Source organism: Nesiotobacter zosterae (assembly GCF_033843645.1).
Taxonomy (GTDB): Bacteria; Pseudomonadota; Alphaproteobacteria; order Rhizobiales; family Stappiaceae; genus Pseudovibrio; species Pseudovibrio zosterae.
Window position 1 is genome coordinate 412455 of record NZ_JAWXVZ010000001.1, and the last position, 25453, is coordinate 437907.

Annotated in this window: 22 protein-coding genes; 10 read left to right on the top strand and 12 right to left on the bottom strand. The window is 56.6% G+C overall.

Translation table 11 applies throughout. From position 1 onward, the window contains the following. Window positions 1-90 precede the first annotated feature (90 nt). Complete coding sequence (locus Q3Y58_RS01965; RefSeq protein ID WP_319620779.1) at window positions 91-1578, top strand: methyl-accepting chemotaxis protein; 1488 nt, start codon at window positions 91-93, stop codon at window positions 1576-1578. Between the two features lie 64 nt (window positions 1579-1642). Here the strand turns inward: Q3Y58_RS01965 and Q3Y58_RS01970 are convergent, their stop codons facing one another. Then, window positions 1643-2101, bottom strand: a complete 459-nt coding sequence (locus Q3Y58_RS01970) for a YtoQ family protein (protein WP_274218173.1) — start codon at window positions 2099-2101, stop codon at window positions 1643-1645. 31 nt (window positions 2102-2132) lie between these two features. After that, the gene (locus tag Q3Y58_RS01975) at window positions 2133-2786 is read right to left on the bottom strand and encodes a DUF2799 domain-containing protein (RefSeq protein WP_319620780.1); all 654 of its coding nucleotides are present in this window, start codon (window positions 2784-2786) and stop codon (window positions 2133-2135) included. A 141-nt stretch (window positions 2787-2927) separates the two neighbouring features. Between Q3Y58_RS01975 and Q3Y58_RS01980 the strand changes: the two genes are divergently transcribed. Beyond that, the gene (locus Q3Y58_RS01980) at window positions 2928-3329 is read left to right on the top strand and encodes a GFA family protein (RefSeq protein WP_319620781.1); all 402 of its coding nucleotides are present in this window, start codon (window positions 2928-2930) and stop codon (window positions 3327-3329) included. A 15-nt stretch (window positions 3330-3344) separates the two neighbouring features. Here Q3Y58_RS01980 and Q3Y58_RS01985 read toward each other — a convergent pair whose 3' ends face one another. The 3 genes from Q3Y58_RS01985 to Q3Y58_RS01995 are packed head-to-tail and all read right to left on the bottom strand — an operon-like array spanning window position 3345 to window position 6022. Further along, on the bottom strand, window positions 3345-4208 hold the full coding sequence (locus Q3Y58_RS01985) for an SDR family oxidoreductase (RefSeq protein ID WP_319620783.1): 864 nt from the start codon (window positions 4206-4208) through the stop codon (window positions 3345-3347). A 24-nt stretch (window positions 4209-4232) separates the two neighbouring features. Continuing rightward, complete coding sequence (locus Q3Y58_RS01990) at window positions 4233-5072, bottom strand: TrmH family RNA methyltransferase (protein ID WP_319620785.1); 840 nt, start codon at window positions 5070-5072, stop codon at window positions 4233-4235. Next, complete coding sequence (locus Q3Y58_RS01995) at window positions 5072-6022, bottom strand: class I SAM-dependent methyltransferase (protein WP_274218178.1); 951 nt, start codon at window positions 6020-6022, stop codon at window positions 5072-5074. The genes Q3Y58_RS01990 and Q3Y58_RS01995 overlap by 1 nt, the downstream gene beginning before the upstream one ends. Before the next feature lie 319 nt (window positions 6023-6341). Here Q3Y58_RS01995 and Q3Y58_RS02000 point away from each other — a divergent pair, with 319 nt between their 5' ends. The 4 genes from Q3Y58_RS02000 (at window position 6342) to Q3Y58_RS02015 (ending at window position 11023) form a co-directional block, all read left to right on the top strand. Further along, a complete protein-coding gene (locus tag Q3Y58_RS02000; protein ID WP_274218179.1) occupies window positions 6342-7022 on the top strand; it encodes an SRPBCC family protein in 681 nt (226 codons plus the stop codon). 164 nt (window positions 7023-7186) lie between these two features. Beyond that, entirely contained in the window at window positions 7187-7675 is a 489-nt protein-coding gene (locus tag Q3Y58_RS02005) for a (2Fe-2S)-binding protein (protein ID WP_274218180.1), read from the top strand. 95 nt (window positions 7676-7770) lie between these two features. Then, window positions 7771-10134: a xanthine dehydrogenase family protein molybdopterin-binding subunit gene (locus tag Q3Y58_RS02010; RefSeq protein WP_319620786.1), complete on the top strand. Its 2364-nt coding sequence runs from the start codon at window positions 7771-7773 to the stop codon at window positions 10132-10134. An 88-nt stretch (window positions 10135-10222) separates the two neighbouring features. After that, the gene (locus Q3Y58_RS02015; protein ID WP_319620787.1) at window positions 10223-11023 is read left to right on the top strand and encodes an FAD binding domain-containing protein; all 801 of its coding nucleotides are present in this window, start codon (window positions 10223-10225) and stop codon (window positions 11021-11023) included. A 64-nt stretch (window positions 11024-11087) separates the two neighbouring features. On the opposite strand, the gene Q3Y58_RS02020 is transcribed toward Q3Y58_RS02015, so the two are convergent. The 3 genes from Q3Y58_RS02020 to Q3Y58_RS02030 form a co-directional block, all read right to left on the bottom strand. After that, a complete protein-coding gene (locus Q3Y58_RS02020) occupies window positions 11088-13049 on the bottom strand; it encodes a methyl-accepting chemotaxis protein (RefSeq protein WP_319620788.1) in 1962 nt (653 codons plus the stop codon). A gap of 290 nt (window positions 13050-13339) precedes the next feature. Next, complete coding sequence (locus Q3Y58_RS02025) at window positions 13340-15775, bottom strand: methyl-accepting chemotaxis protein (protein WP_319620789.1); 2436 nt, start codon at window positions 15773-15775, stop codon at window positions 13340-13342. Between the two features lie 217 nt (window positions 15776-15992). Beyond that, window positions 15993-16754 (bottom strand): SDR family NAD(P)-dependent oxidoreductase, encoded by a 762-nt coding sequence (locus Q3Y58_RS02030; RefSeq protein ID WP_274218185.1) that lies wholly within the window; start codon window positions 16752-16754, stop codon window positions 15993-15995. 114 nt (window positions 16755-16868) lie between these two features. Here Q3Y58_RS02030 and Q3Y58_RS02035 point away from each other — a divergent pair, with 114 nt between their 5' ends. Both Q3Y58_RS02035 and bfr read left to right on the top strand, forming a co-directional pair. Beyond that, complete coding sequence (locus Q3Y58_RS02035) at window positions 16869-17078, top strand: (2Fe-2S)-binding protein (protein WP_274218310.1); 210 nt, start codon at window positions 16869-16871, stop codon at window positions 17076-17078. 55 nt (window positions 17079-17133) lie between these two features. Continuing rightward, complete coding sequence (bfr, locus tag Q3Y58_RS02040; RefSeq protein ID WP_274218186.1) at window positions 17134-17619, top strand: bacterioferritin; 486 nt, start codon at window positions 17134-17136, stop codon at window positions 17617-17619. Between the two features lie 48 nt (window positions 17620-17667). Here bfr and hrpB read toward each other — a convergent pair whose 3' ends face one another. From hrpB to Q3Y58_RS02060, 4 genes are all read right to left on the bottom strand, one after another. Further along, the gene (hrpB, locus tag Q3Y58_RS02045) at window positions 17668-20127 is read right to left on the bottom strand and encodes an ATP-dependent helicase HrpB (protein ID WP_319620791.1); all 2460 of its coding nucleotides are present in this window, start codon (window positions 20125-20127) and stop codon (window positions 17668-17670) included. A gap of 61 nt (window positions 20128-20188) precedes the next feature. Then, on the bottom strand, window positions 20189-21199 hold the full coding sequence (gene glk / locus Q3Y58_RS02050; RefSeq protein WP_274218188.1) for a glucokinase: 1011 nt from the start codon (window positions 21197-21199) through the stop codon (window positions 20189-20191). 21 nt (window positions 21200-21220) lie between these two features. Continuing rightward, complete coding sequence (locus Q3Y58_RS02055) at window positions 21221-21643, bottom strand: methylglyoxal synthase (RefSeq protein ID WP_274218189.1); 423 nt, start codon at window positions 21641-21643, stop codon at window positions 21221-21223. A gap of 131 nt (window positions 21644-21774) precedes the next feature. Next, window positions 21775-22587, bottom strand: a complete 813-nt coding sequence (locus Q3Y58_RS02060; RefSeq protein ID WP_319620792.1) for a DUF1194 domain-containing protein — start codon at window positions 22585-22587, stop codon at window positions 21775-21777. Between the two features lie 664 nt (window positions 22588-23251). On the opposite strand from Q3Y58_RS02060, the gene Q3Y58_RS02065 reads away from it, so the two are divergent. After that, complete coding sequence (locus tag Q3Y58_RS02065) at window positions 23252-24235, top strand: sugar-binding transcriptional regulator (RefSeq protein ID WP_274218191.1); 984 nt, start codon at window positions 23252-23254, stop codon at window positions 24233-24235. Window positions 24236-24335: 100 nt separating this feature from the next. After that, on the top strand, window positions 24336-25289 hold the full coding sequence (locus Q3Y58_RS02070; RefSeq protein ID WP_413697774.1) for a BMP family lipoprotein: 954 nt from the start codon (window positions 24336-24338) through the stop codon (window positions 25287-25289). Window positions 25290-25453 lie beyond the last annotated feature (164 nt).

Here is a 25453-nt window from a genome sequence, read left to right on the forward strand (position 1 = left end):
GGTTGTAGAGATAAAGCAACCTAACCAAGAGTTATGCTTAAAGTTTATTAAGGGTTCCTGTTTGACCGTCTTCTGGACAGGAGGAAGTCTATGAGAACTCTCTTTAAACGGCCTGCCGCTGATCTTGCTGAACAAGCGGTGGCGGCAGGGGAGGCCGTGCAAACAGCGTCCGTGCATGAATTGGCTGCCGGTGCTGAAACCGTCGCGATCGATCAGGGTGAGTTGCTGACGGATCTGGACACATTGGGCCTCGATATTGCCGAGGCAGCGGGCCGCGTGACCAACGTCAGCTCCACCGTGGATGAGCTCAACCAAGCCACCGAAATGCTGCTGCAATCTTCTCGCAGCGTGGAGACCAGCAACGCGGAGGTGTCTCAGGCGGTTGATGCGACCGCAGAACAAACTGATGAGGCCCGGCACTCGGTTCAGCAGTCGCGAGAAACCATCAATGCTGCAGTGGCGAGCATCAACTCTCTGACCAGCGCGATCAACAACATCAACAAACAGCTTGAAGGCCTGCAGGCGTCCTTTGCCAATGTGAGGCAGTTCTCAAGCTCGATTGACGCCATCGCCCGGCAGACCAACCTGCTTGCCCTGAACGCCACCATTGAGGCCGCGCGTGCTGGAGAAGCAGGCAAGGGCTTTGCCGTTGTGGCCAACGAAGTCAAGGCACTGGCAACGCAGACCACCAAGGCCACCGAACAGATTGACCAGACCATCGCCCAACTGGGCATAGAGGCTGATACGTTGGTGACGCTTGGCAATGATGCGTTGGAGACGGTTGGCGATGCAGAGCAAGCGACAGCCTCCATCAACACGGTGTTTTACCAGCTGGAAAGTTCCTTCGACAGCATTGCGCACAACACGTCAGCCATCAAGGCGGCCTGTGCTTCCAATGATGCGGACACGGAGCAGCTGTTGGAGAGTGCCCGCGATCTGGAAGGTATCGTCAGCAGCAACGCCAGCATGATGAATGAAGCCGCCTCTCAAATGGAAAGAGCGGTAGGTCAGGCCGATCACCTGCTGGGCGACATGGCCAGCAAGCTGAACAGTGATGTGACCGCGCGCATGATCAATGAGGCCAAGGTGGTGGCCGCCGAGTTGGGCGCAGTTCTCGAAGCGGAAATGGTGGGCGGACGCCTTTCTGAAAAGGATCTGTTTGACCATGACTACGCGCCCATTTCGGGCACCAACCCGCAGCAATACATGGCCAAGTTCACCAAGGTGACAGACCGCGTCTTTCCGGCGATCCTGAACCCGGTACTGCGCAAGGACAAAGCCGTTTACACTTGTGCTGCCGTGGATACGCAGGGCTACTTGCCAACCCACAATGAGGCCTTCTCCAAGCCGCAAGGGCATGATCCGGTCTGGAACGCGTCTCACTGCCGCAATCGCCGGATTTTCGACGACAAGGTGGGGCTCAAGGCAAGCAAATCCACCAAGGACTTCCTGCTGCAGACCAACCGCCGCGATATGGGCGGTGGCAACTACGTGGTGATCAAGGAAATTTCGGTGCCGATCTGGGTGAACGGTCGCCATTGGGGGGCCGTACGCCTGGCCTATCACGGCGCGCGCTGACAGCGCACCATGATGACTTTCTCCGGGAAAGGGTGTCCAGTGGGCACCCTTTTCGCCAAGAGGCTTAGCGCTTCAGGTTGCCGGTGATCACATAGCGCAGGATTTCAACGACCTGAGCGGGCGTCTCGGCGGTGGCGAGTGCTGCGGCGTCGATTTCCTTCAAAGGATGATTGAGCGCAGGGTCATGCTGCACGATCAGAGACTTGCCCAACGCGGAGGCAATGCCCGCATCAAAGGCGGCGTTCCACTGCTTGTACTTGTCGCCGAAGCGCACGACCACAATGTCTGCTTCGCTGATCAGGGTACGGGTGCGGATGGCGTTGACCTTGGCGCCCTTGTGGTCATACCAGAACTTGTTGTCCTCGTGGCCCAGAATGACAGCGCCGCAATCATCACTGGCATCGTGGTCCGTGACCGGAGCATCAAAGTGTACCGGCAGGTTCGCGGCCTTTGCGCCTTCTTCGATCTGTTCACGCCAATCCGTGTGAATTTCACCAGACAGATAGATTTTCCAAGTCTTCATAGGTCGTTCCATGGGTGAATACCCGCTTGAATTATTGGTACTGGGCTTCAATCACAAAGCCCGGTGCGATGTAACTCATTTCGGATATAACACGTTCTCGAACAAGTTCTAAATTTGCTTGCGCCTGAAGAATTTCGAGCCGCGCGAAGGTGACGTCCGAGCGCAGGTCTCTGATTTCATCGCGTTTGTCCCTGAGAACGCGGCGGCAGTTCTTGCCCTCTTTTCCGGAGGCGCAGCTGGTGCTGGCAATTTCGTAGCGCAGGTCATCAATGCGATTTTCGGCATAGGAAATGCGGCTTTCCACATCATCCAGCTTACCGTGGGCGTTGCGCAGCTCGAAACCGAGGGAGTAACCCTTCTGGAATGCGGGGGCCGTCGCGCTGGGGCAGGCATCGGAATAGGAGCGGCCCATGCGCCCCTGTTGGAAACCCGAGGGAATGGTGCAGTAGGATTTCAGGCCAATGGAACGCCCTGCCTGATAGGAGGCAAGGTCTGGCGATACACCGTATTTGCTGCAAGCCTTTCTGTGGTCTTCAATGCGGCTGGCAGGCTTGCCCGCCATGCCGTCCTGCACGCCAATGCCCTTCCAGTCGCCCGCTGTGCATTCGTCTTTGGAGAGGGACGCGCACCCTGCAAGAAGCACAGAGAGCACAAAGGTGGCGGAAAGCACGCGAAGTGTAGACATGGTAAAATGACCTGAGAAGAAGCGAGAGTTTTGAAACATGCGGCGGTGGGTTAGGTTGACGGCAACCTAGCGGGGAGTGGATGAACTCAACCTGAACGGGTTGGTCATGTTAGACAGGCAAGCAGTTTAAGAGGAGGAGAGATGGCTTATCAAGGGGGATGCCTCTGCGGAAAAGTGCGCTACACCGCCAATACGGATCGGCAGGACCTGAGCCGATGCCATTGCAAGCAGTGCCGCCAGTGGGGTGGTGCCTTCGATTCACTGGGGCTGAAGCACGCGAACCTCACCATCACCAGTGGTGAAGAGCTGATCAAATGGTATTTGTCCTCTGATGTCGCCCGTCGCGGGTTCTGTCAGGAGTGCGAGACCAATCTGTTTTGGCAGGCGGACCGGCATCCGGAATGGTCGCAGTTCATTGCCGTTTCTGCGGGCACGCTGGATGAACCTACCAACACCGCGCTAACCAAACACATTTTTTGCGCGCACAACGGCGACTACTACGAAATCACCGATGATCTGACGCAATTTCCAGAGGACGGGTAGGCACGATGAAAGTGGCTACTTGTAGCCATCGCGCCAAAGCGCATCCAGCGCCACCCGGTAGGTGGGGTAGGCGAACGTGTAGTTCATGTCGCGTTTGACCTTGGCATTGTCCACGCGTTTGGTCTCGCCGTAAAAGGATCGGCCCATGGGCGACATGTTGGCCTCTTCGAAAGGAACTTCCGGCGGCGGGGCAACACCCATCAGCTCTGCTGCGTAGGTGACCACGTCCTGCGGTGGGGCCGGTTCATCATCGCTGACGTTGTAGATGCCCGCTGCAGAGGTGCCAAGGGATGCCTTCAGGACGCCCGCAATGTCCTCTGCGTGAATGCGGTTGAACACCTGCCCCGGCTTGATGACGCGCTTGGCGGTGCCGCGTTCCAGATTGACGAACCCGTTGCGCCCTTTGCCGTAGATGCCTGAAAGGCGCAGGATCAAAAGGCGGGTGTTAGTGTCGTGCGCAAACTGGAGCCACTGGCTTTCAGCTGCAACACGCTGACGAGAGCGCAGCGACACAGGCTTGCACTCGGTCTCTTCAGTTACCCATGCGCCATCGTGATCGCCATAGACGCCGACCGTGGAAAGGTAGGCGATCCATTGGGGCTGAGCCTTGGCTAGGTCGGCCAGAAAGGCATTCAGAACCGGGTCGCCGCCGTCGTTGGGCGCAATGGAAACAAGGATATGGGTTGCCGTGCGCAAGGCTTTGCGAATGGCATCTGTCGCGGCCTCTCCATCAAACAGAAACGGCTCAACGCCCATCTCTTTCAACTGCTCGGCCTTTTCTTCGGAGCGAGTGGTGCCGCCGATCCAGTCGAACTGATCGCTTGCTGCCTCGACAAAGGCCTTGGAGGAAAAACCCACTCCGAAGATGAAGAGCCGCATGGAAACCCCGTCTGATTTTGTGGTTTAGAGCTTTAGGTGCGTGCGCCGCACCTCAAACAACATAACTGCGGTTGCAATGGCGAGATTCAAGCTGTCCGCCTGACCTTCCTGAGGAATTTTGACAAGATCGGAGCATGCATCCGCCAGTTCGTCGGAAAGGCCAGCCTGCTCGTTGCCCATCATCAGGAGAACGGGTTCCTTGTAGTCCACGTCGCGGTAATCCTTGTCGCCGCGCAGGTGGGTGCCCACAACGGGCCCCGGCCAACTCTTGCGGAAGGAGATGAACTCCTGCTCTGAACAGCGCACCAGCGGCATATGAAACAGGGAGCCCATGGTTGCGCGCACGGCTTCAACGGCGAACGGGTCGGTGGTCTCGCCAATCAGGATGATGCCGCTTGCGCCAACTGCATCGGCGGTGCGGATAATGGTGCCGAGGTTGCCCGGATCTCGGACCCGGTCAAGGCACACCCACGTCTTGGACTGGTCTGGATCAATCGCCCGCAGGGGCAAGGTCTTCTGCTCGTAAACACCAACAACCATCTGCGGGTTGTCGCGGCGGGTGAGGCCGGACAGGATCGCGTTGTTCACTTCCAGAATGAGAGCGCCGCGTGCCTTGGCCTTGGCCGCCGCTTCCAGCGCCATCTTGTTCTCACGGCCTTCCGGGCCAATGGCAAGGTAGCGCACACCCCAGCCCGCTTCCATGGCGTCGGTGGCCAGCTTCAACCCCTCAGCCACAAACAGGCCGCTATCACGGCGATGTTTGCGCTGCGCGACAAGCCCTTTGATTTCTTTGACGATCGGGTTCGAATGCGAGGTGATCTGCTTGACGGAGCCCTGACGCTGAGGCTTGAAATCTGTGCTCATTACTTTGAAGCCCCTTCAGGATTGCACCAACGGCTGAATAGTGATGTGGAGAGGAAGCGTGGGCTGTCCTTCTCGCGGATTGCCAACTCGCCAGACTCAATGGTGCCCGGCAGTCCGTCCAGATGCTCCTGCATCAACTCGTGGGAAGCAAGGAAAGAGGCGCGAATGGCGTAAGAGGTCAGGATGAGAAAGCGGGATTCCTCGGTAAGCAACTGACGCAGACAGGCCATCATCTCGGGCATGCTGGTGAAAAAGTCCCAGACTTCGCCTTTTGTGCCGCGCCCATACTTGGGCGGGTCAAGGATGATGCCGTCATAGGTGTTGCCGCGGCGAACCTCGCGCTGGACGAACTTGAGCGCGTCCTCGCAAATCCAGCGAACCGGCTTGTCGCCAAGGCCCGACATCTCCTGGTTCTCACGGGCCCAGCCGATGGCCTTTTTGGAAGCATCCACATGGGTGACCTGCGCCCCTGCTGCTGCTGGCAAAAGGGAGGCCATGCCGGTGTAGCCAAAAAGATTGAGGATCTTGAGCTGACGGCTGGACTGCTTGATTTGTTCCTGAACCCAATCCCAATGCGCGGCTTGCTCCGGGAAAACGCCCACATGGCGGAAGGACATGAACCGGCCGTTGAAGGTGACCGGACCATACTTCATCTGCCAGGTCTCAGGCAGTTGTTTGTTGAAACGCCAGCGGCCCGGACCCTCTTCTTCAACGTCGCCAGTGAAGATGGCGTCGGCGCGGTCCCATTGCGCTTGAGGAAGACGCGGCTGGCCCATGGCCTGAGGCTCAGGGCGGACAATGGTGAACCGGCCGTAGCGTTCCAGCTTGAGGCCGTTGCCCATGTCCAGAAGGGCATAATCCTCCCAGCCATTCATTTCCAACAGGGTGGGCAGGATAGAGTGCGGTGTGCGCCCGTCTGATCGCGGGCTTGCGGGTGTTGGACGTGTCACGCTTTTTCGCCTTTGGCAGTTCTTTGTGTGGCCGCACCTGCTGCAGGCGTTCTCCTGCGCTGGTTGCGGCATCTGTTGGCCACCGGATTAAGGCGGCTCGGGCTTGGGGTCAACATTTTCTGCGGCAAAGAACGGCCAACAACAGAAATTGACGGTCTCATGCGGCGGTCGGGCAGGCAGGTTGCTGCAAATTTTCAGTTTTTACGCAACGGCCGCTTGCCAACTCTGTGATATCTCTGACAATCTCTTGTTTATGGGGTTTGGGCCTTGCACGCCTCAGGCGAGGCATGGACCCAACGGCGAGGAGAGGACAACAACAATGGAAATGACGGGTGAACAGCACATTCCTGCCAGCCGCGAGAAGGTATGGGAGGCGTTGAACGATCCAGAAGTTCTCAAGCAGTGCATTCCGGGCTGCGAGACGCTGGAGAAGAAATCCGAAACCGAGCTTAGCGCCGTTGTTATGGCCAAGGTCGGCCCTGTCAAAGCCAAGTTCAACGGTGAGGTAAAGCTTCAGGATCTGGATCCGCCCAACTCCTACAAAATTGTTGGGGAAGGCAAGGGCGGTGTCGCGGGCTTTGCCAAAGGGGGCGCGCACGTAACCCTCAGCGAGGCCGAAGGCGGCACGCTGCTGTCTTACAACGTGGATGCCAAGGTGGGCGGCAAGCTGGCTCAGCTCGGCAGCCGACTTGTCGATTCGACCGCAAAGAAAATGGCAGAAGAGTTCTTCTCCAAGTTCACGGAGATCGTGGCCGGACCGGCCACCCCGACGACCGGGCCAGCTGTTCAGGACGTGGAACTGGATGCGGGCGTAATGGAAGAAGCCAAGACCATTGCCACCGAGCACGTGGTGGAGGAAGCGGTCCATGAAGTCGAGGAAGTTGTTAAGAACGTAGAAGAAAAAGTCGAAGTTGCAGCCGCGAAGAACGTTTTGGGAGGCCCCATGATGTGGGGGTTTGGCGCGCTTCTAATCCTTATTGCGCTCTATCTCATGTTCTAAAATTGCGCTGCAGAGTAATTGAGAATGTGCACGTGGCTCCTTCTGGAAATGACCTAGAGGTAATCTAAGTTATAGGTTACGGTGAAGCCCGGTTATGGGGCACTGTAACCTTTGCTTGACGCCATGACGCGATGGCTGAAAGTTTCAGAGGGAGGAAGAAATCTATGACAACTGTCTCCATGACAGTCAACGGTAAGACTGTCTCTGGTGAGGTGGAAGACCGCACCCTACTCGTACAGTTTTTGCGGGAAAATCTTGAACTCACTGGCACGCACGTGGGCTGCGATACTTCGCAATGCGGCGTCTGTGTCATTCACATGGATGGCAAGGCCATCAAGTCATGTACCACCCTGGCCGTTCAGGCCTCCGGTTCTACTCTGACAACCATCGAGGGTCTTGCTCCCGGGGATGAACTGCACCCTGTGCAGAAGGCATTCCGCGAGCACCACGGATTGCAGTGTGGGTTCTGCACGCCTGGTATGGTGATGGCAGCCGTCGATATGATTGACCGCCTTGGGCCCAATCTGGATGAGGCAACCATTCGCCACGAGCTGGAAGGCAACATTTGCCGTTGTACCGGCTACCACAACATCGTGAAGGCGATCAAAGCTGCAGCAGATGAAATGGCTGCCCTGCCACAAGCGGCCGAGTAACGCACTACAAGCCCTTTCGTTTCTTGCCCTAACACAGAAAAACAGGGGAACAGGGCCAAGGAGCGCAGGCTACAGACTTTCTGGGAGGAAAGCCTATGTCCAGTGAAGGAATTGGCGCACGCGTTTTACGCAAGGAAGACAAGCGGTTCATTACCGGTGCCGGCCGCTACACCGATGATATGGCGTTGCCGCGCATGGGATATGCGGCCTTTGTCCGGTCACCTCATGCACATGCCAAAGTGAAAAGCATTGATGCTTCTGCGGCGCTGGAAATGCCCGGCGTGGATGCAGTGCTTGATGGCCACCAGCTGGTGGGTGATGGAATTGGCAACATCATCTGCGGATGGATGATCCACTCCAAAGACGGAACGCCCATGAAAATGGGTGCATGGCGCGCACTTGAATCCGAGGTGGTTCGCCACGTTGGGCAGGCCGTGGCCGTTGTTGTGGCCGATACGCAGCAACAAGCCCGTGACGCCGCCGAGGCGGTGATGGTGGACTACGAAGAGCTGCCAGCAGTGGTGGACAGTCTGGATGCGCTGGCGGACGGCGCGCCGCAGATCCACCCGGAGGCGGAAGGCAATCTTATCTTTGATTGGGAGATCGGAGATGAGGCAGCCACCAACGAGGCCTTTGCCAAGGCCAAACACATCACCCGTCTCGAGATCGACAACAACCGTCTGGTGCCAAACCCAATGGAGCCGCGCTCGGCTCTTGCCAGCCATGACAAGGCAGAGGAGCACTACACCCTCTACACCACATCGCAGAACCCGCATGTGGCGCGCCTTGTTCTTTCCGCGTTTTACAACGTGGCACCGGAGCACAAGCTGCGCGTGGTCGCGCCGGATGTGGGTGGCGGCTTTGGCTCCAAGATCTACATTTACCCGGAAGAGATTGTCTGCCTGTGGGCGTCAAAGCGCGTTGGGCGCCCCGTGAAGTGGACCAGTGACCGCACCGAAGCGTTTTTGACCGACGCCCATGGTCGCGATCACCACTCAACGGCGGAACTGGCTCTGGATGCAGATGACAAGATCATCGGGTTCCGTGTCAGCACAGCGGCGAACCTTGGCGCGTACATGTCGTTGTTCTCTTCTTCGGTGCCGACTTACCTCTATGCCACGCTGCTTTCCGGGCAGTACAACATCCCTGCGATCTATGCCAACGTGAAGGCGGTTTATACCAACACCACGCCCGTGGACGCCTATCGGGGCGCAGGGCGACCGGAAGCAACCTATCTGGTTGAACGTATCATCGAGACCGCGGCACGTGAGCGCGGATTGTCGCCAGCAGAGTTCCGCCGCAAGAACTTTGTGCGCGAGTTTCCGCACCAGACGCCGGTGATCATGTGTTACGACGCTGGTGATTACGAGGCCTCCTTGGAGCTGGCCATGAAAGCCATTGACTATGACGGCTTTCCGGCGCGCCGGGCGCAGTCTGAGGCAGAGGGCAAGCTGCGCGGGATTGGCATGTCCTGTTACATCGAAGCCTGTGGGATTGCACCGTCAAAGGCGGTGGGCTCCCTTGGTGCGGGTGTCGGGCTTTGGGAGTCCGCTGAGGTGCGGGTAAACCCCGTTGGAACCGTTGAGGTGCTGACCGGGTCCCACAGTCACGGTCAGGGTCACGAGACGACCTTTGCGCAGCTGATCGCCGATCGGTTTGGCCTGCCAACGGCCAATGTGTCCATCGTTCATGGCGATACCGACAAGGTGCAGTTTGGCATGGGCACCTACGGCTCCCGTTCAGGGGCTGTGGGCATGTCGGCCATTGTAAAGGCACTGGACAAGGTGGAGGCCAAGGCGAAGCGCATTGCAGCGCACCTGATGGAAGCCGCAGAAGGTGACATTGTCATTGAGGATGGCGAAGTGAAGGTTGCGGGCACTGACAAGAAGCTGAGCTTCACGGAAGTGGCGCTGGCCGCGTACACCGGCCACAATCTGCCGGAGGGCATGGAACCGGGCCTCAAGGAAGGGGCATTCTACGACCCTACCAACTTCACCTTCCCGGCGGGCACACACATCTGCGAAGTGGAAGTGGATCCCGAAACCGGCCAGGTCACCGTTGTGAACTTCGTTGCGGCCGATGACTTTGGCCAGATCATCAACCCGATGATCGTGGAAGGTCAGGTGCATGGCGGACTTACACAAGGCATTGGTCAGGCATTGCTGGAAAATGCCGTCTATGACGATGAAGGGCAGCTGCTGTCGGCGTCTTACATGGACTACACCATGCCGCGTGCCGACGACGTTCCCTCTTATATCGTCGATACCACCACAACACTGTGCCCGGGCAATCCGCTGGGCATGAAGGGGTGCGGTGAGGCCGGTGCCATCGGCGCGCCGCCTGCGGTGATCAATGCAGTGACCGATGCCATTGGCGACAACAGCATGAGCATGCCAGCGTCGCCCGCCAAGGTCTGGTCGGCGCTTCAGAAGGGCGGCATGAAGCAAGCTGCCGAGTGAGATGAGCAAGCTGGGGGAGCGCACCTGCGTTCTCCCGGTTCACGAGTTTGATAGATGCCACCCAGCACAGAAAAGTGGAGGGCTTTGAATGTACGAAACCAACTATCATCGCGCAGGCTCGCTCGCAGAAGCAGAGAGCGCGATCGCAGCGGCTGAGGACGGAAAGTTTCTCGCCGGTGGTCAGACCTTGATCCCAACCATGAAGCAACGCCTTGCTGCCCCAACCGACCTTGTGGACCTACGCCACCTTGGTGAGCTGAAGGGCATATCCAAGCAGGGTGATGGCTCCATCCGCATTGGTGCGGGAACCTGTCACGCCGATGTGGCGGGAAGTCCGGAAGTGCAGGCGGCAGTGCCGGGGCTTGCGGCGCTCGCAGGCATGATCGGCGATCCACATGTGCGCTACATGGGCACCATTGGCGGCTCAATTGCCAACAATGATCCGGCTGCGGACTACCCGGCGGCCTTGATGGCGCTCGATGCCAGCATTGAGACCAACAAGCGGACGCTTGCGGCGGAAGACTTCTTCACGGGCATGTTTGAAACTGCTCTGGAGGATGATGAAATCGTGATCGCAGTCACGTTCCCTGCTTGTGCCGAGTCGGCTTATGCCAAGTTCCCAAACCCGGCCTCACGCTATGCCATGGCAGGTGTCTTTGTTGCCAAAGATGACGCCGGCGTTCGCGTTGCCGTGACCGGCGCTGGGCAGGACGGCGTGTTCAGGGCTGGCGATATGGAGCAGGCGTTAGGAGCGAATTGGTCTGCCGATGCGATTGCCGGTATCGAGGTGCCTGCGGACAACATGCTTTCAGACATCCATGGTTCGGCTGAATACCGGGCCAATCTGGTGAAGGTGATGGCCAAACGCGCCGTTGCCTCACTCAGCTAGCACCTGAAACAACAAAAGGCCGCCAAACGCGGCGGCCTTTTTAGTGCGTTTGGAAGTGTCTGTGCTAGCCGACACGGGATACGGATTCCAGGAAGCCGTCGACTTCCCGGCGCAGTGCATCTGACTTTTCCGTTACTGCAGAGGCAGAGGTCAGCACGCTGTTGGACACCACCGTGGTGTTCTGCGCGGACTTTGATACCTGCGCCATGTTCTGGTTGGCGCTTGCAGACCCTTCCGCTGCCAGATGCACGTTTCGGCTGATCTGCGTTGTCGCAGCGCCTTGCTCCTGTACCGCAGCGGAGATCGCGGTGGCGTAGGAGGTGACCTCTTCCATGGTGCGGGTGATTTCCTGAATGGACTCAACTGCGTCATGGGTAGAGTTCTGGATTGCGCTGATCTGGGCGCTGATTTCCTCAGTTGCCTTGGAGGTCTGGTTCGCCAGACCTTTCACTTCCGCGGCAACAACGGCAAACCCCTTGCCCGCTTCCCCGGCGCGCGCCGCTTCAATGGTGGCGTTCAAGGCAAGCAGGTTGGTCTGTTCTGCGATTGCCTGGATAAGGCTGACGACTTCGCCGATCTTGCTTATGGACTGTGCGAGTTCATCAATGCGCTCGTTGGAACGGGTCGCATCGACGGAAGCGCGGTCAACAACCTGAGTTGTTGTATCCACCTGCACGGCAATTTCCTCGATGGACTTGGCCAGCTGTTCGGCAGCTGCAGAGGCTTCCTGAACGTTGTTGGTTGCTTCATCGAAGGCCGCAGAGGCCTGATCTGTCTGAGTAGCCGTATCCGTTGCCATTTCCGCCATTGTGGTGGCGGTGGAACGCATGTCTTGCATGCTGTCGTTGACCGAGTTCAACAGAGACTGCGCAGTGCCGCGGAACTCTGCGATCAGCTGCTCGACCTCTTTTTGCTTGCGCGACTGTTCAGCCTGAACCTGCGCCTGTTCTTCCGTCAGACGATCGCGCTCTGCTGCGTTCTCTTCGAACACAACGATGGCGTGATTCAGATGCTTCACTTCACTGGTCGCAAACCGCGAGTCCTTGACTTCAACATCTTTGCCTGATGCCAGTGCCTCCACGGCCATGATGGCGTAGCGCAGTGGGCGAACCACGCCCCATGACAGCCAGAAAGCGATGACGCTACCCAGAACCAGTGAGGCGATACCGGCAAAGATCGCAGATTGGGAAGTCTGCGCGCTGCGATGCTGGATCGTTTCAATCAGATGGTCCTGCTGGGTAATGATATCGCCGCGAAGCGCCAGAACAGCCTCATGGGCAGAGCCCAGGCCTTCCTGAAAACGTTCTTCTTCGCGAATGGCACCGTTTAGTGCGCCGAAAAACTGGTTGGCGTTCTGTACAAGCTGATCACGATCGCGCGCCGCAAAACGGTGCGCTTTGCGATCATTGCGGCTCATGCCCTTCATGAGATCCTTGATCTCGTCCAGCTTGGCACCCATTTCGCTAACGCTGGCCTGGAAGGTTTCGCGTGCCTCTTCTGTTGGAGACAGGGCGAACTTCAATGAGGCTGCCAATGTGGTATTGGAGATGGCTGTCAGTTCCTGAGCGGCTTTTGTCTGCTCTGGTCCCATGGTTGAAAGCAGGCGGCGCAGCTCGGAAGTTGTGCCAGCGACCGCAGCCGAATTCTCTGCCAGAAAGCCTTGCGCCACATCACGGGCGCGGTGCGCTGCAAGCAGTGTACGAAGCTTCTCTGGAAGTTCTGCGGCAAAGGCTTGAACCTGCTCTGCGGTTTCTGTGTTCCCGCGTGCGATCAACCACTCGGCGAGAGAATTGGTGCCATCGATGGTGTTTCGCAGAACATCGTTGATGATGCTGTCGTCTTCACTTGCATACTCAGATGCTTCCAGCGCTGCCACGTCGCCGCCAAGCTGCCCATAAGCTTCTGCAAGATAATTGACCCGCATCACTCCGTCCTCCTGGACGGAGATGTGTTGAATATCGCCTGCAATCTTCTGCGACTGATAATAGGCAATCGCTGAAATTGCGGCGGTTAGTACAATGATCAATACCAAACCCAGACTCACTTGAGTCTTGAGCGTATTGGAATTTTGTAAAGCGCCACGCAACATAGTTAAAACCCACCCCGTTTGATAGGCGGGATGGTCTGCCGCAATGATTAACAATCGTTAAATTATTGATGAAATTTAGATGACAATATGAGGTTAACTTACTTCACGTCCTTTGAATTATCGATTTTCATTTAGTGATATGTTTGACGTAAAGATAAGTGAAATTATTTAATGAAATAAATAAAGGGCGGAGACCGCCCTTTATTCAAAGCTTGCTTATGGTTTTCTTAGCCCGTCTTGGCGACCGCTGAAAGGAACTGATCAACTTCGTTGCGAAGTTCTTCAGATTTCTGGATCACTTCCGAAGAAGAGCTGAGTACCTGACTGGAGGCCGCGCTCGTCTGTTGTACGGAATCCGCTACCCGTGAGATGTTTTGATTTACGTTTGCGGAGCCAGTGGCTGCTTCCTGTACGTTACGGCTGATCTCTGTGGTTGCCGCGCCCTGCTGCTCAACTGCGGTAGCAATGGCAGAGGTGTATTGAGAGACTTCATCCATCGTCTGGGTGATGCCGGAGATCGTTTCCACCGCCTCGTCCGTAGATGACTGAATTGCGCTAATTTGGGCGCTGATCTCTTCAGTTGCCTTTGAGGTTTGGTTCGCCAGTTCCTTAACTTCTGCCGCAACAACAGCGAAGCCCTTGCCGGCCTCTCCAGCGCGTGCCGCCTCAATGGTGGCGTTGAGGGCAAGCAAGTTGGTCTGTTCGGCAATCGCCTGAATGAGACCTACAACCTCACCGATCTTGGTGGTTGCGCTGGCCAGCTCAGTAATGCGCTGGTTTGACTGGTGCGCGCCATGGGTTGCTTTGCTGACCACTTCAGAAGCGGCGCTGAGCTGACGTGCAATCTCTTCAATGGAGCTGGAAAGCTCCTCAGCGGCAGAAGACACCATCTGGACGTTGGAGGCTGCCTCGTTTGAGGAGTCTCGCGCCATTGTGGTTTCGTCTGCGGTCGCCTGAGCGGTCTCAGACATGGCATTTGCCGTCGTCACCATCTGGCTCATGCTGCTGTTAACAGAGTTCAGAAGCGACTGAGACGTGTCACGGAAGTTCGCGATGAGGCGCTCAACTTCCTGCTGCTTTTCAAGGTTCTCGGCCTGGGCCTGTTCCTGTTCGCGGCGCAAGGCAAGACGCTCGAGCGCGTTGTCACGGAACACCTGAACGGTGCGGCTCATTTCGCCGATTTCGTCCTTGCGATTGGTGCCCGTCACTTCAACGTCCAGATCGCCATCGGCAAGGCGTGCCATGATGCCGTTAAGGCGATTGGTTGGTGCGGTGATCGCGATGGAAAGGGCAATCGCGAGGATCGCGCCAATGAGAACACAGACGCCAAGAGTGGTCGCGATGGTTACCATGGCAACCTCGCTCTCCGCACTAACCTTGGCGGCTTCAGACGCAGCAAAGGCACCGATGGCGTTCTGAACGGCGGTGCTTTCCGCGCTCAAGGTCGTGAGCTGGGCCGCCAGATTGTCTGTCGCATTGGCCATGGTGTTGAAGATGGCCTGAGCAGAAGCAATCAGTTCCACCATGACGGCTGCATCCTGATTGATGCCGTCCAGATCCGCAACGCGTGAAGAAAAAGCCTGTGCTTCCTCAAGCAGCCATGCGAACTGATCATCCACTTGCTTGGCTGTCTTTTCGCTGCCAGGGCGAATGAAATCCAGCGTCTGATTGGATGTGTTGAGTGCATGCTTGGAGAGCTTGTTCGCTGCCTCGGAGAACTGTTCGAGGTTTGCGCGACGTTGGCTAGCCTCTTCCTGCACAAGACGTGCATCGTCGATGGAGCGATAGGCAAGGCCCGTCACGAAACGGGTCATGTCATTCAGCGTCTTGATGCTGGTGCGAATGTCGCTGCGCAGCGTGTAGATCTTGGTAAAGTCTTCCGTCCCGTCCATCTCGGTGAGCTGTGCGATGAGGTTGCTGTTCACCTCTGCCAGCTTGTCAACGGTTTCCCGATCGAGATGTTGAAGTGAGATGGACTTGAGTTTTTCGATCTGCTCGCCAGCATTTGCGGCGTTGATGCGCACGTTTGCCATCAACTGCTCATTGGAGGAGTTGTAGGCCATCTGGAATTCGTTCTGAAGGGTCAGGCCCAGCTTTTGCAGGTCGGCAACAATGCGGCCTGCCTTGTCGGCCTGTACCAGCTCGGCGTTGGCTTCGTTGGCCATGTTGTCCGCGATGCGCATGATCTGCGTCACCTGGCCCTGAACACTATCACCAGCAAACAGGAGGTCAGCCGTCGTGGTGATCATGTCGTCCAGTGCGCCCTGTTGAAGCTTGATCGAGCCACGAACTTCATCAAAGGTGGAGGAGAAATCCTGAACCAGTGTCAGAGTTTCCGCAAACTCTGCGGTGTCGCGGTCTGCAGCTTCCATCTTTGCGATGGCCGCTCCGACATCTTCGCCCAACTTGGCGATGGCGGCCGCTGCAATGTCACCCTTTTCCGGGTCGAGATCGCGAAGAAACGCTTCACGGGCGGAAGATGCCGCCTGCAGCTGCTGAGTAAGGCCGGTCGTTGCGCTTGTGATCTCAGTCTGCTTGGAAAGCTGGAAGATGGAGAAGATGCCCATGGCGCCGATGGCCAAGGACAATAACAGTACCACGAAAAAGCCGCCGCCAATCTTGACCGACAGCTTTAAATTATTGAGGAAGCTTAAAGCGCCCATCTAAAATTCCCCCGAAATGAACTGGTCAGATCCTAGGGGTTATTTTCATAAGCAAACGTAAAGAGGGTGTTTAAAATTGTGTCCTGAAACCATGAAACTCCGCTGTTTTCCATGGTTTTCTGTGGGACATCAAAGGCGTATCAAAACGAGAATAGTTAAAATTATCTCAGGGGAAGTGCATGTAAAACACTACCCCTGGTATTTTTTCTTTAGCCAACTATACGTGCTGGCCGCCATTAATATGGATCTCCGCGCCGCTTACGTAAGTGGAAGGGGAAGAACAGAGGAAATAGATCGTTTCTGCAACTTCTGTGGTGGTTCCCAATCGGCGAAGCGGAATGTTCTCGATCAGCTTCTCTGTGCCCGGTGACAGGATGGAGGTATCAATCTCTCCCGGAGCAATCGCATTGACGCGAATCCCGTGAGGGCCAAAGTCGGCTGCCATCTCGCGGGTGAGGGCCGCGAGCGCGGCCTTGGAGGTGGCATAAGCGGTTCCTGCAAACGGATGAACACGGCTCCCAGCAATGGAAGTGACATTCACCACCGATCCGCGTGCGTTGCGCAGCTCGTCAAACAAGCCGCGTGCCAACATGATGGGGGCAAAGAAATTCACCTGAAAAACCGACCGCCACGTGTCCATGGGAGTGGTCAGGGAATCAAGGCGTTGGCCCTCTTCATCCTTGGGGCTGATTCCGGCGTTGTTAACAAGGGCATGCAACTGCGACCCATTCGCAATCAACCGGTCTTTGATTTGCAGCACAGCCTGTTCTAAGTTCTCCGGGTTACCAAGGTCGACCTCGATATGATCTTCGGGCCCGGATGGCCACGGGCACTTCACGGAGAACGGGTGCCGGGAGCACGTGATGACGCGATATCCAGCAGACGAAAACTTCTTGACGGTTGCGTGGCCGATGCCGCGGCTGGCACCTGTCAGGACAATTGTCTTTCTTTCATCAGTGGCAACTGAAGGGGATGTCATGAAGCATGTCCGTGATTGTCAGAAAAGAAACTGGAATTTTTGAGTCTAGTTTTTATATGCAACAGAATATACATAATCATTCAAGTTAAAAAGAAGAGTCTCGGCGGCCTCCCCATGATCGTATGCCACTGCAATGTTATCAATGACGATGATCTCCGCCAAGCCGCAGAAGAACTGCAAGGCGGACCCAACGGCAGCTTGCCAACGCCCGGTGCACTTTTCCGAAAACTGGGGCACAGACCTAACTGTGGTGGTTGCTTTCCACGTGTAATCGACGTTGTATATGCACTTGAAAATAAAGAGGACGTTGAGTCTGGACAGTAAATTAGAACTGTTCTAAATAAGTGCAGGACGCGATTATCCTAAAGGAGTAAGCCGCATGAAGGGCGAACCTAAAGTCATTGAGTATCTCAACAAGGCGCTGCGCCATGAGCTCACCGCTGTAAACCAATACTGGCTTCACTATCGCCTGTTGGACGACTGGGGGTTCACCAAGCTCGCCAAGAAAGAGCGCGAAGAGTCCATCGAAGAGATGCAGCACGCTGACAAGATTATCGAGCGCATCATTTTCCTTGAAGGTCACCCGAACCTTCAGAGCCTCGACGCACTGCGCATCGGCCAGTCTTTGAAAGAAGTTCTGGAATGCGATCTCGCTGGCGAGTACTCCGCACGCACCCTCTACAAAGAAGCGCGTGAAATCTGCCGCGACCATGGTGACTACGTGACCATGCAGCTCTTCCAGGATCTGATGGCTGACGAAGAAGGTCACATCGACTATCTGGAAACCCAGCTGGAGCTGGTCGAGAAGATCGGCATCGAGAAATACGGCATGCTGCAGGCTGGTTCTGCTGACGAAGCTGAGTAAGCGCGTTTTAAAAAGCCTTTCGAAAAGCCGGTCCTTGGGCCGGCTTTTTTATTTGGCCGGACGTGACTTTGCCCTGCGGGTGGCTTCTGCTTCGAGCGGGTTGTCTGGCCAATGGTGCTTTGGGTAGCGCCCGCGCATATCTGCCTTCACATCTGCCCAAGACCCTTGCCAGAAACCGGGCAGGTCCCCTGTTACCTGAATGGGGCGCTGCGCAGGCGACAGCAGCTCCAAAAGCAATGAGATTTTGCCGCCACACACACAGGGGTGTTCTGCAAGGCCAAACAGCTCTTGAACACGGATAGACAGCATGGGCTGCTCTGGGCGACTGTAGTCGATTGGTACGCGGGAGCCGGTCGGTGCTTGAAAATGCGAAGGTGCAAGCTCATCAAGCTGGGTCATCCTGCCCCACGGAAGCAGCGTCGAAAGAGCATCTCCCAGGACCTTGGCCGATATCTGATCCAGCGAGGTGAGGCCAAGAGTGAAGGGGCGCAGCCAGCTGAGATCTTCTGAAAGGGCGTCATCTGAAAGATCGGGCCAGTCCGGCCCATCGGTTCGGCGCAGATAGCCAACCCGGTCCCTAAGCCGTATCTGATCCTTCGTCCAGTTCAGGCGGCCGATACCTCGGGAAGCAACGAGCTCCAACAGCGCATCCGTGACCACTTCCGGATCAGGGTGGGCGATCTTCTTTTCATCAAGCACCAGTTTGTCCAAACGCCGTTGGCGGGTGGCCTTGACCGCGCCTTCAGGGGTTATGATGGCGTGATCCGCTTCCACGATGTGCGCTGCATAGCGCGCCTCAAGCTCACTACGGGAATAGGGGGCTGCCAATAGAATGCGACTGCGTGCGGCGCTGCCCTGCATCTCGGCAACCACAAGAAAGGCGTTGGTGGAAAGCGCTGCTTCGCTGGAAAGCTCTGCCCCCCGGCCATTTGCAAGGCGGTAACGCCCTGTTGCACCGCGTTGCTGAGCAATACGATCCGGATAGGCCAATGAGAGTATGTCGCCAGCTTCTTCGGTGTTGATATCGATGTTTTCGCCGGAGCCAACCATGGAGCGCCAGCGCTTTGCCTGAGCCTTGGCGGCTTTGGCACGAGGGCTGCCGTCTCGCTTCAAGCCTGCGAGGCGGTCACGAAGGTCCGGGCTGCGCCCACCAAGGCCGGGCTCGGATATGATGGCGGCAATTTGAGCGGCCAAAGCCTCTTTGCCTTCTTTCGCTGCTTCCCGGAGCATGTGCCCAAGGCGCGGATGCAGGGGCAGAGTGGCCAGCGCCGCTCCGTCCTTTGTCAGGGTGCCATCAGCGTTGAGCGCATCAAGTGAGATGAGCAGCTCGCGGGCTTCCTTCCAAGCCGCCTTTGGCGGTGGTGTCATGAATGACAGCTCTGCAGGATCCGTGACGCCCCAGTTGGCCACATCGAGAACAAGACCGGAGAGGTCACTTTCAAGGATCTGCGGTTTCTCGTCCTGTGGCAACGCTTTGGTCTGTGCTTCTTCCCAAAGCCGATAGCAGATGCCTGGCTCAGTTCGTCCCGCTCGACCCCGCCTCTGATCCGCGGTGGAGCGTGCACAGCGCACAGTGACAAGGCGGCTGAGGCCGAATTGCGGATCGAATTGTGAAACCCGCGAAAGCCCGCTGTCGATGACGATGCGAACCCCGTTGATGGTAAGAGATGTCTGCGCAATGGAGGTCGCCAACACCACTTTCCGCATGCCGTCCTTGGCCGGTTTGATCGCGGCATCCTGCTCCCTGGGACCCAGAGCGCCGTAAAGCGGGCACAGTGCCACGTTGGCGGGCAAGCGTCCTTCCAGTTTGGATAGGGTGCGCAAGATTTCGCCTTGCCCGGGCAAAAAGGCGAGGATGGAGCCCTCTTCCTCTGCAAGCGCCTGACGAATGGCGCGGGCCATCTGGTCTTCCAGTGGCTTGGAGCCGTCACGCCCAAGGTAGCGTGTCTCTACCGGATATTGCCGCCCTTTGCTGGAGACGATTGGAGCCCCGCCCAGAAGATCGGACACGCCAGCATGATCCAACGTGGCAGACATGGGGATAAGGCGCAGATCTTCGCGGAGAGCTTGTTGGCAATCTAGGGCGAGCGCGAGCCCCAGATCGGCTTCAAGCGAACGCTCGTGGTATTCATCAAACAGAACGGCAGCAACGCCATCCAGCTCCGGGTCATCGAGGATTTGGCGCGTAAAGACGCCTTCTGTAACAACCTCCACGCGCGTCTTTTTCGAGACGGCGGAGTCCATTCTCACTCGATATCCCACGGTCTCGCCGGGCTTTTCGCCAAGGGTTTCTGCCATGCGCCGAGCCGCTGCACGAGCAGCAAGACGGCGTGGTTCCAGAACAATGATCTTCCCGTCTCCACGCCACGGGGCATTGAGCAGAGCAAGCGGAATTCGGGTGGTCTTGCCTGCCCCCGGTTCCGCTACGACGACGGCATTGGCGGTGCGCTCCAAATGCTGAAGAAGCTCAGGCAGGATTTCATCAATGGGAAGATCAGATGCGCTCATGAGAGCTGTTTACTGGTCTTCCCATCTGATTTGCAATCGCGTTTTCATGCCTTCAGCAGGCTTACGCGGTCCAGTAGCGTCCGGTCAGATCGACCAGATACGACTTCGGCGCTTTGGCGAAGGCTGCAAGCCCTTCGAAGGCCGGGTTCTCGTGTGTCACAATGTAAGTCGGTATGGTCGCCATCATCGCAGTGTGCGGGGCTTTGGCCTCAAAGCTCTCGCGGAAACCGCCTTCCTTCAGCCAGCCTGCAATGCGTGGTGGAATGCCGCCTGCCAGATAAACACCCCCGCGGGCCAATGTGATCAATGCATAGTCGCCCGCAACACGTCCAAGGGCGCGGCAGAATAGGCGGATGGCCTTGATGCAGATCTCATCCCCGTCATCGGCGCCCTGAGTGATTTCAGAGGCTTTGCTGAATGTACGATCGATGCCTTCTGCGGCTGCAACGGCGTTGCCTAGATTGGGTAGGCCCGTACCCGACAGAATTTGCTCTGCGCCGATGCGCCCACCTTGCCGTTGAATGTGAGGCCAGACTTTGTAATCTTCCTCTGATACGGGGCCAATCTCAACGTGGCCGCCTTCGCCGGGAAGCGGAATCCATGTCTGGTTGGCACGGGCCAGCGTTGCTGCGCCAAGGCCAGTGCCCGGCCCAAGAACGAACTTGCCCGCATCCGCCGGTGCCAGCTCTGGTCCGATCCGGTCAAGATGAGCAGCGGTCAGGGTTGGCAGGGCAAAGGCCTGCGCTTCAAAGTCATTGACCAGCGCAACCGAAGACAGCTTAAGCGCGGTGATGATATCCTTTGCCTTGACCACCCATGGTGCGTTGGTCAGAGCAATCTCTTCGCCAACAACAGGACCGGCAAGTGCAATGACGGCAGACCGCGGTGCTGCGCTGGTGCCGCTGGCTTCAATACAGGCTTGAGCCGCAGCTTCAAGGCTTGGGTAGTCGGCGGTTGCCACTTGCCCCAGCAACAGTGGCGCGCTTGCGGCATCGGCAACACTGGCAAAACGCGCGTTTGTGCCGCCGATATCCGCAATCAGGACGGGAAATTCAAAATCTGAAAGTGACATGTGACAGGTGTACCTGCGGAGTTAGGCGAGAGATTCTGGTGTTTCGGAGGTGGTGCTAAGGCCTTGCAATCTCGATGAACGCAGCACGATGTGCGCTGTAGAGCGGTTCAGGGCCATCGGGAGATCATAAACCAAGGCCAAACGCATAAGCGCCTTCACGTCGACATCGTGCGGCATTGGAGATAGGGGGTCTACAAAGAAAAACAGGCCGCTAAGTTCTTGCTCAGCAATGAGTGCGCCGATTTGCTGATCACCGCCCAAGGGGCCGCTTTTCAACCGGTGAATCTTGAGCTCAGGGCAGGCCTGAAGAATGCGCCCCCCTGTGGTGCCCGTGGTGTAAAGGTCGTAGTTGGCGAGCTTTTCTCGGTGGGCCAAGGCAAAGTCCACCATCTCGTCCTTTTTAGCGTCATGTGCAATCAGTGCCAATTTCTTACGCGCGCTCATACATAGCTCCCGATGAGGCATTGCGGTGTGCCGGCCTGATCGCGAGCGGATCGGCTCGACGTGAGTATGGCCCGCGATGGTAAGGCGCGAACCATATGCCCATTACTTTACAGGGAGCTTCCCATTAGACGCTAGTCGAATAATGAGCACTTCACCGGTTGACGCGTTTTTGCGCGAACAACTCGGGGTTTTTCCTGAGTCAGACCGGCAATTTCCAGCACAAGCTTCATGCGAACAGCGTCGCCAAAGGTTTTTTTGGAGCGGACCGGAATCGAAAATGCGCCAGGACCGCCAATAACGCAGTCCTCATAGTAGTGATCGAGATGCAGCATGGACTGCCATGAAATGCTCTCGGCCTTGAGCATGAGCGGCAGACCGTTGATGGTCACGCCCGAGGACAAGGCCGCGTCGCGCGCACGGGTAACAGCTCCACCTTGGTTGTTGGGGCCGTCTCCGGAAATATCAATGACCCTGCGTGTGCCATGATATGGATTTTCCATGACCATCGCGACGGCTTGGCCAAGAGCGGAGGAGATCGAAGTGCGCTGGACGCGGCGCAACGGCGCTTCGGCAATCCTGGAGGCAAAAACCTGTGCGGACTTCAAGTCCGAGATGATGGCCCAGTCTGCAACGATGAAATGCTCATCCTTTCCGCCCCATTCCAGATAGGCGACGGCGATGCGTCCTTTCGGGCCATACTTTACCGCCTCGATGACCTCATCGGAGGTGAGGGCGGCTACATAACCTTCGCGCTGTACCCGTTGTTCATCCGTATCCATCGATTGGGAAATGTCTACCGCCAGCACAAGCTCCAAATCGACGTTGGCGCGTTGGAAAGGCTGCTCTGAGGTGCTTTGCGCATAGCCGAAGGAAGTGGCGCCGGCCAAGAAAAGTGAGCCGATGGCGAGGGACGTAATACGGTTAAACAAGCGGGTAAATCGCATGGGGCGAGCCTCCTTTTGCAGGCAGCACGTGTTGATGTGCTCCTGTTGCTTCTTATTGGCGCCCCATGTTCCCCTCTTTTGCCTTCTTGGTTTTTAACTTTTGGGGGAGTTTGAAGGGCGGGTTATAAGCTCTCTAGCAATATCATTGATGTAGATATTAGAGCATTAAAGACGAGGCCTGCAATTTATTTGCTAACTTAACCTATAGTAATTGGAGTCAAGTCTCTGAATTTATTTGTAGAGAATTTGTTTTGGTGGGGGAGGTTTTCATGAGTGCGAGCCGGAGGGCTCAAGCAACTCAGCTTACAAGTAGTTGCAGAATTTGTCAGTGATGTTGCGGTTTGGTTGCAATCTGACCATAAGTAAATCTACTCTAATTCGCTGAAATCACGCAGTTTTTTGATTCTTGGTTCTAGTTTTTTCTTGTTGTGCGCCGTTTTTTATAGTTTTTCTAGAAGATCGATTTTTTCTTATGACTCAAGTGTTTTCGCCAGAAACTCGTTTTCAACGTCACGGAATGGTCAAAAATATTTTATGAAAGCGCGCGAAAAATCTTGACCGCGCGGCCCCACTGAGGCATGAAGGTGAAATATTTCACGCGCCCTGAATAATTATTCGCTGACGCAGGGTGGGAGGAAACTGGAATATACCTTCGAGGTGAGCAATGGCGGCAGAAGATTGGACAACATCTCTAGCGATCCGCGCGGCGTGGCTTTCATTCATAGGCCGCCGTACGCAGGGCGAAATTGCTGAGATTCTGGGCGTTTCTGCAGCAAAAGTGCATCGCCTGATCGCACAGGCTCAGCGTGAAGGGCTGATCAAGTTTTTCGTCGAGATGCGCCCGATCGATTGTATCGAGCTGGAAAGCAAGCTTTGTGAACTCCTTGGTCTGAAGAACTGCTTTATTGCGCCAGACCTGAGTTATCAAGGTAACCGCGACGCATTTGGTGCAACGGCTTCTTTCGCGGGCCAGTTTCTCCACGGACTTCTGTCTAATGGATCCGTTTCCTGCATGGGCGTTGGTATGGGGCGTACGCTGACCGCCACTGTTGAGGCCATGCCAAAGCTGCAACGCTCCGATTTGGCAATCGTCTCCATTACCGGTTCTCTGACGCGCCGTCTCTCTGCCAACCCTTATGATGTTGTACAGCCACTGCAGGCCGCAACCGGGGGGGAGGGGTTCTATTTGCCAGTTCCCTATCTTGCCGAAACTGTTGAGGAAAAAGAGATGTTCCATGCACAGCGATCTGTGCAGGATCTGATCGGCCGTGCTGAACAGGCGGACCTTTTCGTCATCGGGATTGGCTCGGTCAGCGCCGAGGGGCACCTTCTCCAGCGAAAGCTTGTGACCAAGCAAGAGGCTGATGAGCTGGCTGCGAGCGACGCTTGCACCGATATGATGGGGCGCTTCTACGATCGCAATGGCGACGAAGTTGATGTGAGCCTGAACGACAAGGCCGTTGGTCTGCACCCGGAAAAAGCGCGTGGTTCGCGCGTTGTGGCCGTAGTGGGTGGGGCAGACAAGGCCGAAGCCACGTTAGGTGCGGTGCGCACCGGCGTTATTACTGATCTGATTATGGACGAAGTCTTGGCGCGTGATCTGCTTGTTCTCGCCCAATCAAAAGAGCTGGCCGAAGTCGCGAAGTAGTCAGCGGCCAGTAAACTGTACCAACCAAGAGTGTCCTAAAGCGGAGGACTGATCTGTGAAGAAAACAACTGCGATCTGTGCAACCCTGCTAGCAGGCTTGATGTCTACTGCAGCCCTTGCTGAAACCATCAAACCAGCCGTTGTCTACGACTTTGGCGGCCGAAATGACCGATCCTTCAACGAAGCTGCGTTCAATGGCGCGCAGGAGTTCAAGGAGCGCACCGGTATCAACTACCGCGACTTCGAGATTCAGAACCCATCCCAGCGTGAACAGGCTCTGCGTAACTTTGCGCGTCGTGGCATGGACCCAATCATCACCATCGGCTTTGCGCAGGCAGCCGCTCTTGAGAAAGTCGCGAAAGAGTTCCCTGACACGCGCTTTGCAATTGTAGATTCCGTTGTCGATCTGCCAAACGTGCGCTCAATCGTGTTCCGCGAAGAGCAGGGCTCCTACCTCGTTGGCATGCTGGCAGCGATGGCCTCTGAAACCGATACTATCAGCTTTGTGGGTGGTATGGATATCCCGCTGATCCGCAAGTTCTCTTGTGGCTACAAGCAGGGTGCAAAGGCCGTTAACCCAGACATCGAAATCATTGAGAACATGACCGGCACCACCGGTGCCGCATGGACTGACCCAGTAAAGGGCGGCGAACTGGCACGTTCTCAGTTTGCACGTGACTCCGATGTTGTCTTCCACGCTGCTGGCGCTACTGGCATGGGCGTGCTTCAGGCTGCCGCCGACGAAGGGAAACTCGGCATTGGCGTGGATTCAAACCAGAACCACCTGCACCCGGGTCAGATCCTGACCTCCATGGTGAAGGCGGTAGACGTTGCAGTTGATGCAACCCTGACCGATGCGCAGGAAGGCAACTGGTCAACTGGTGTGCAGGTTATGGGTCTCGCCGAAAACGGTGTGTCCTGGGCGCTGGACGACAACAACGCAGATCTGATCAACGATGAGATGAAGGCAGCTGTTGAGGCCGCCAAGCAGGACATCGTTTCCGGTAAGGTGGAAGTGCACGACTTCATGGTCGACAACACCTGCCCATTCTAAGAACGCTTCTCTGCCCGCGGGGGTCTCTTGCGGGCAGAGGCTATTCCATGACCCAGCGCTTTTCCAAGTTCATCCAGGCAGTAGTCAGGTTCGCGGGGTCAAGGGGGGAGAGACGGCCACTGGCCACAGACCTGCGCGGCAGGGCTGAGTCTCGACGAGGAACA

What these genes read in the sequence shown, in the direction of transcription:
- Q3Y58_RS01965 (WP_319620779.1), top strand. Translation starts at nt 91, where the DNA reads ATGAGAACTCTCTTTAAACGGCCTGCCGCTGATCTTGCTGAACAAGCG.
- Q3Y58_RS01970 (WP_274218173.1), bottom strand. Translation starts at nt 2,101, where the DNA reads ATGAAGACTTGGAAAATCTATCTGTCTGGTGAAATTCACACGGATTGG.
- Q3Y58_RS01975 (WP_319620780.1), bottom strand. Translation starts at nt 2,786, where the DNA reads ATGTCTACACTTCGCGTGCTTTCCGCCACCTTTGTGCTCTCTGTGCTT.
- Q3Y58_RS01980 (WP_319620781.1), top strand. Translation starts at nt 2,928, where the DNA reads ATGGCTTATCAAGGGGGATGCCTCTGCGGAAAAGTGCGCTACACCGCC.
- Q3Y58_RS01985 (WP_319620783.1), bottom strand. Translation starts at nt 4,208, where the DNA reads ATGCGGCTCTTCATCTTCGGAGTGGGTTTTTCCTCCAAGGCCTTTGTC.
- Q3Y58_RS01990 (WP_319620785.1), bottom strand. Translation starts at nt 5,072, where the DNA reads ATGAGCACAGATTTCAAGCCTCAGCGTCAGGGCTCCGTCAAGCAGATC.
- Q3Y58_RS02000 (WP_274218179.1), top strand. Translation starts at nt 6,342, where the DNA reads ATGGAAATGACGGGTGAACAGCACATTCCTGCCAGCCGCGAGAAGGTA.
- Q3Y58_RS02005 (WP_274218180.1), top strand. Translation starts at nt 7,187, where the DNA reads ATGACAACTGTCTCCATGACAGTCAACGGTAAGACTGTCTCTGGTGAG.
- Q3Y58_RS02010 (WP_319620786.1), top strand. Translation starts at nt 7,771, where the DNA reads ATGTCCAGTGAAGGAATTGGCGCACGCGTTTTACGCAAGGAAGACAAG.
- Q3Y58_RS02015 (WP_319620787.1), top strand. Translation starts at nt 10,223, where the DNA reads ATGTACGAAACCAACTATCATCGCGCAGGCTCGCTCGCAGAAGCAGAG.
- Q3Y58_RS02025 (WP_319620789.1), bottom strand. Translation starts at nt 15,775, where the DNA reads ATGGGCGCTTTAAGCTTCCTCAATAATTTAAAGCTGTCGGTCAAGATT.
- Q3Y58_RS02030 (WP_274218185.1), bottom strand. Translation starts at nt 16,754, where the DNA reads ATGACATCCCCTTCAGTTGCCACTGATGAAAGAAAGACAATTGTCCTG.
- Q3Y58_RS02035 (WP_274218310.1), top strand. Translation starts at nt 16,869, where the DNA reads ATGATCGTATGCCACTGCAATGTTATCAATGACGATGATCTCCGCCAA.
- bfr (WP_274218186.1), top strand. Translation starts at nt 17,134, where the DNA reads ATGAAGGGCGAACCTAAAGTCATTGAGTATCTCAACAAGGCGCTGCGC.
- hrpB (WP_319620791.1), bottom strand. Translation starts at nt 20,127, where the DNA reads ATGAGCGCATCTGATCTTCCCATTGATGAAATCCTGCCTGAGCTTCTT.
- glk (WP_274218188.1), bottom strand. Translation starts at nt 21,199, where the DNA reads ATGTCACTTTCAGATTTTGAATTTCCCGTCCTGATTGCGGATATCGGC.
- Q3Y58_RS02055 (WP_274218189.1), bottom strand. Translation starts at nt 21,643, where the DNA reads ATGAGCGCGCGTAAGAAATTGGCACTGATTGCACATGACGCTAAAAAG.
- Q3Y58_RS02060 (WP_319620792.1), bottom strand. Translation starts at nt 22,587, where the DNA reads ATGCGATTTACCCGCTTGTTTAACCGTATTACGTCCCTCGCCATCGGC.
- Q3Y58_RS02065 (WP_274218191.1), top strand. Translation starts at nt 23,252, where the DNA reads ATGGCGGCAGAAGATTGGACAACATCTCTAGCGATCCGCGCGGCGTGG.
- Q3Y58_RS02070 (WP_413697774.1), top strand. Translation starts at nt 24,336, where the DNA reads ATGTCTACTGCAGCCCTTGCTGAAACCATCAAACCAGCCGTTGTCTAC.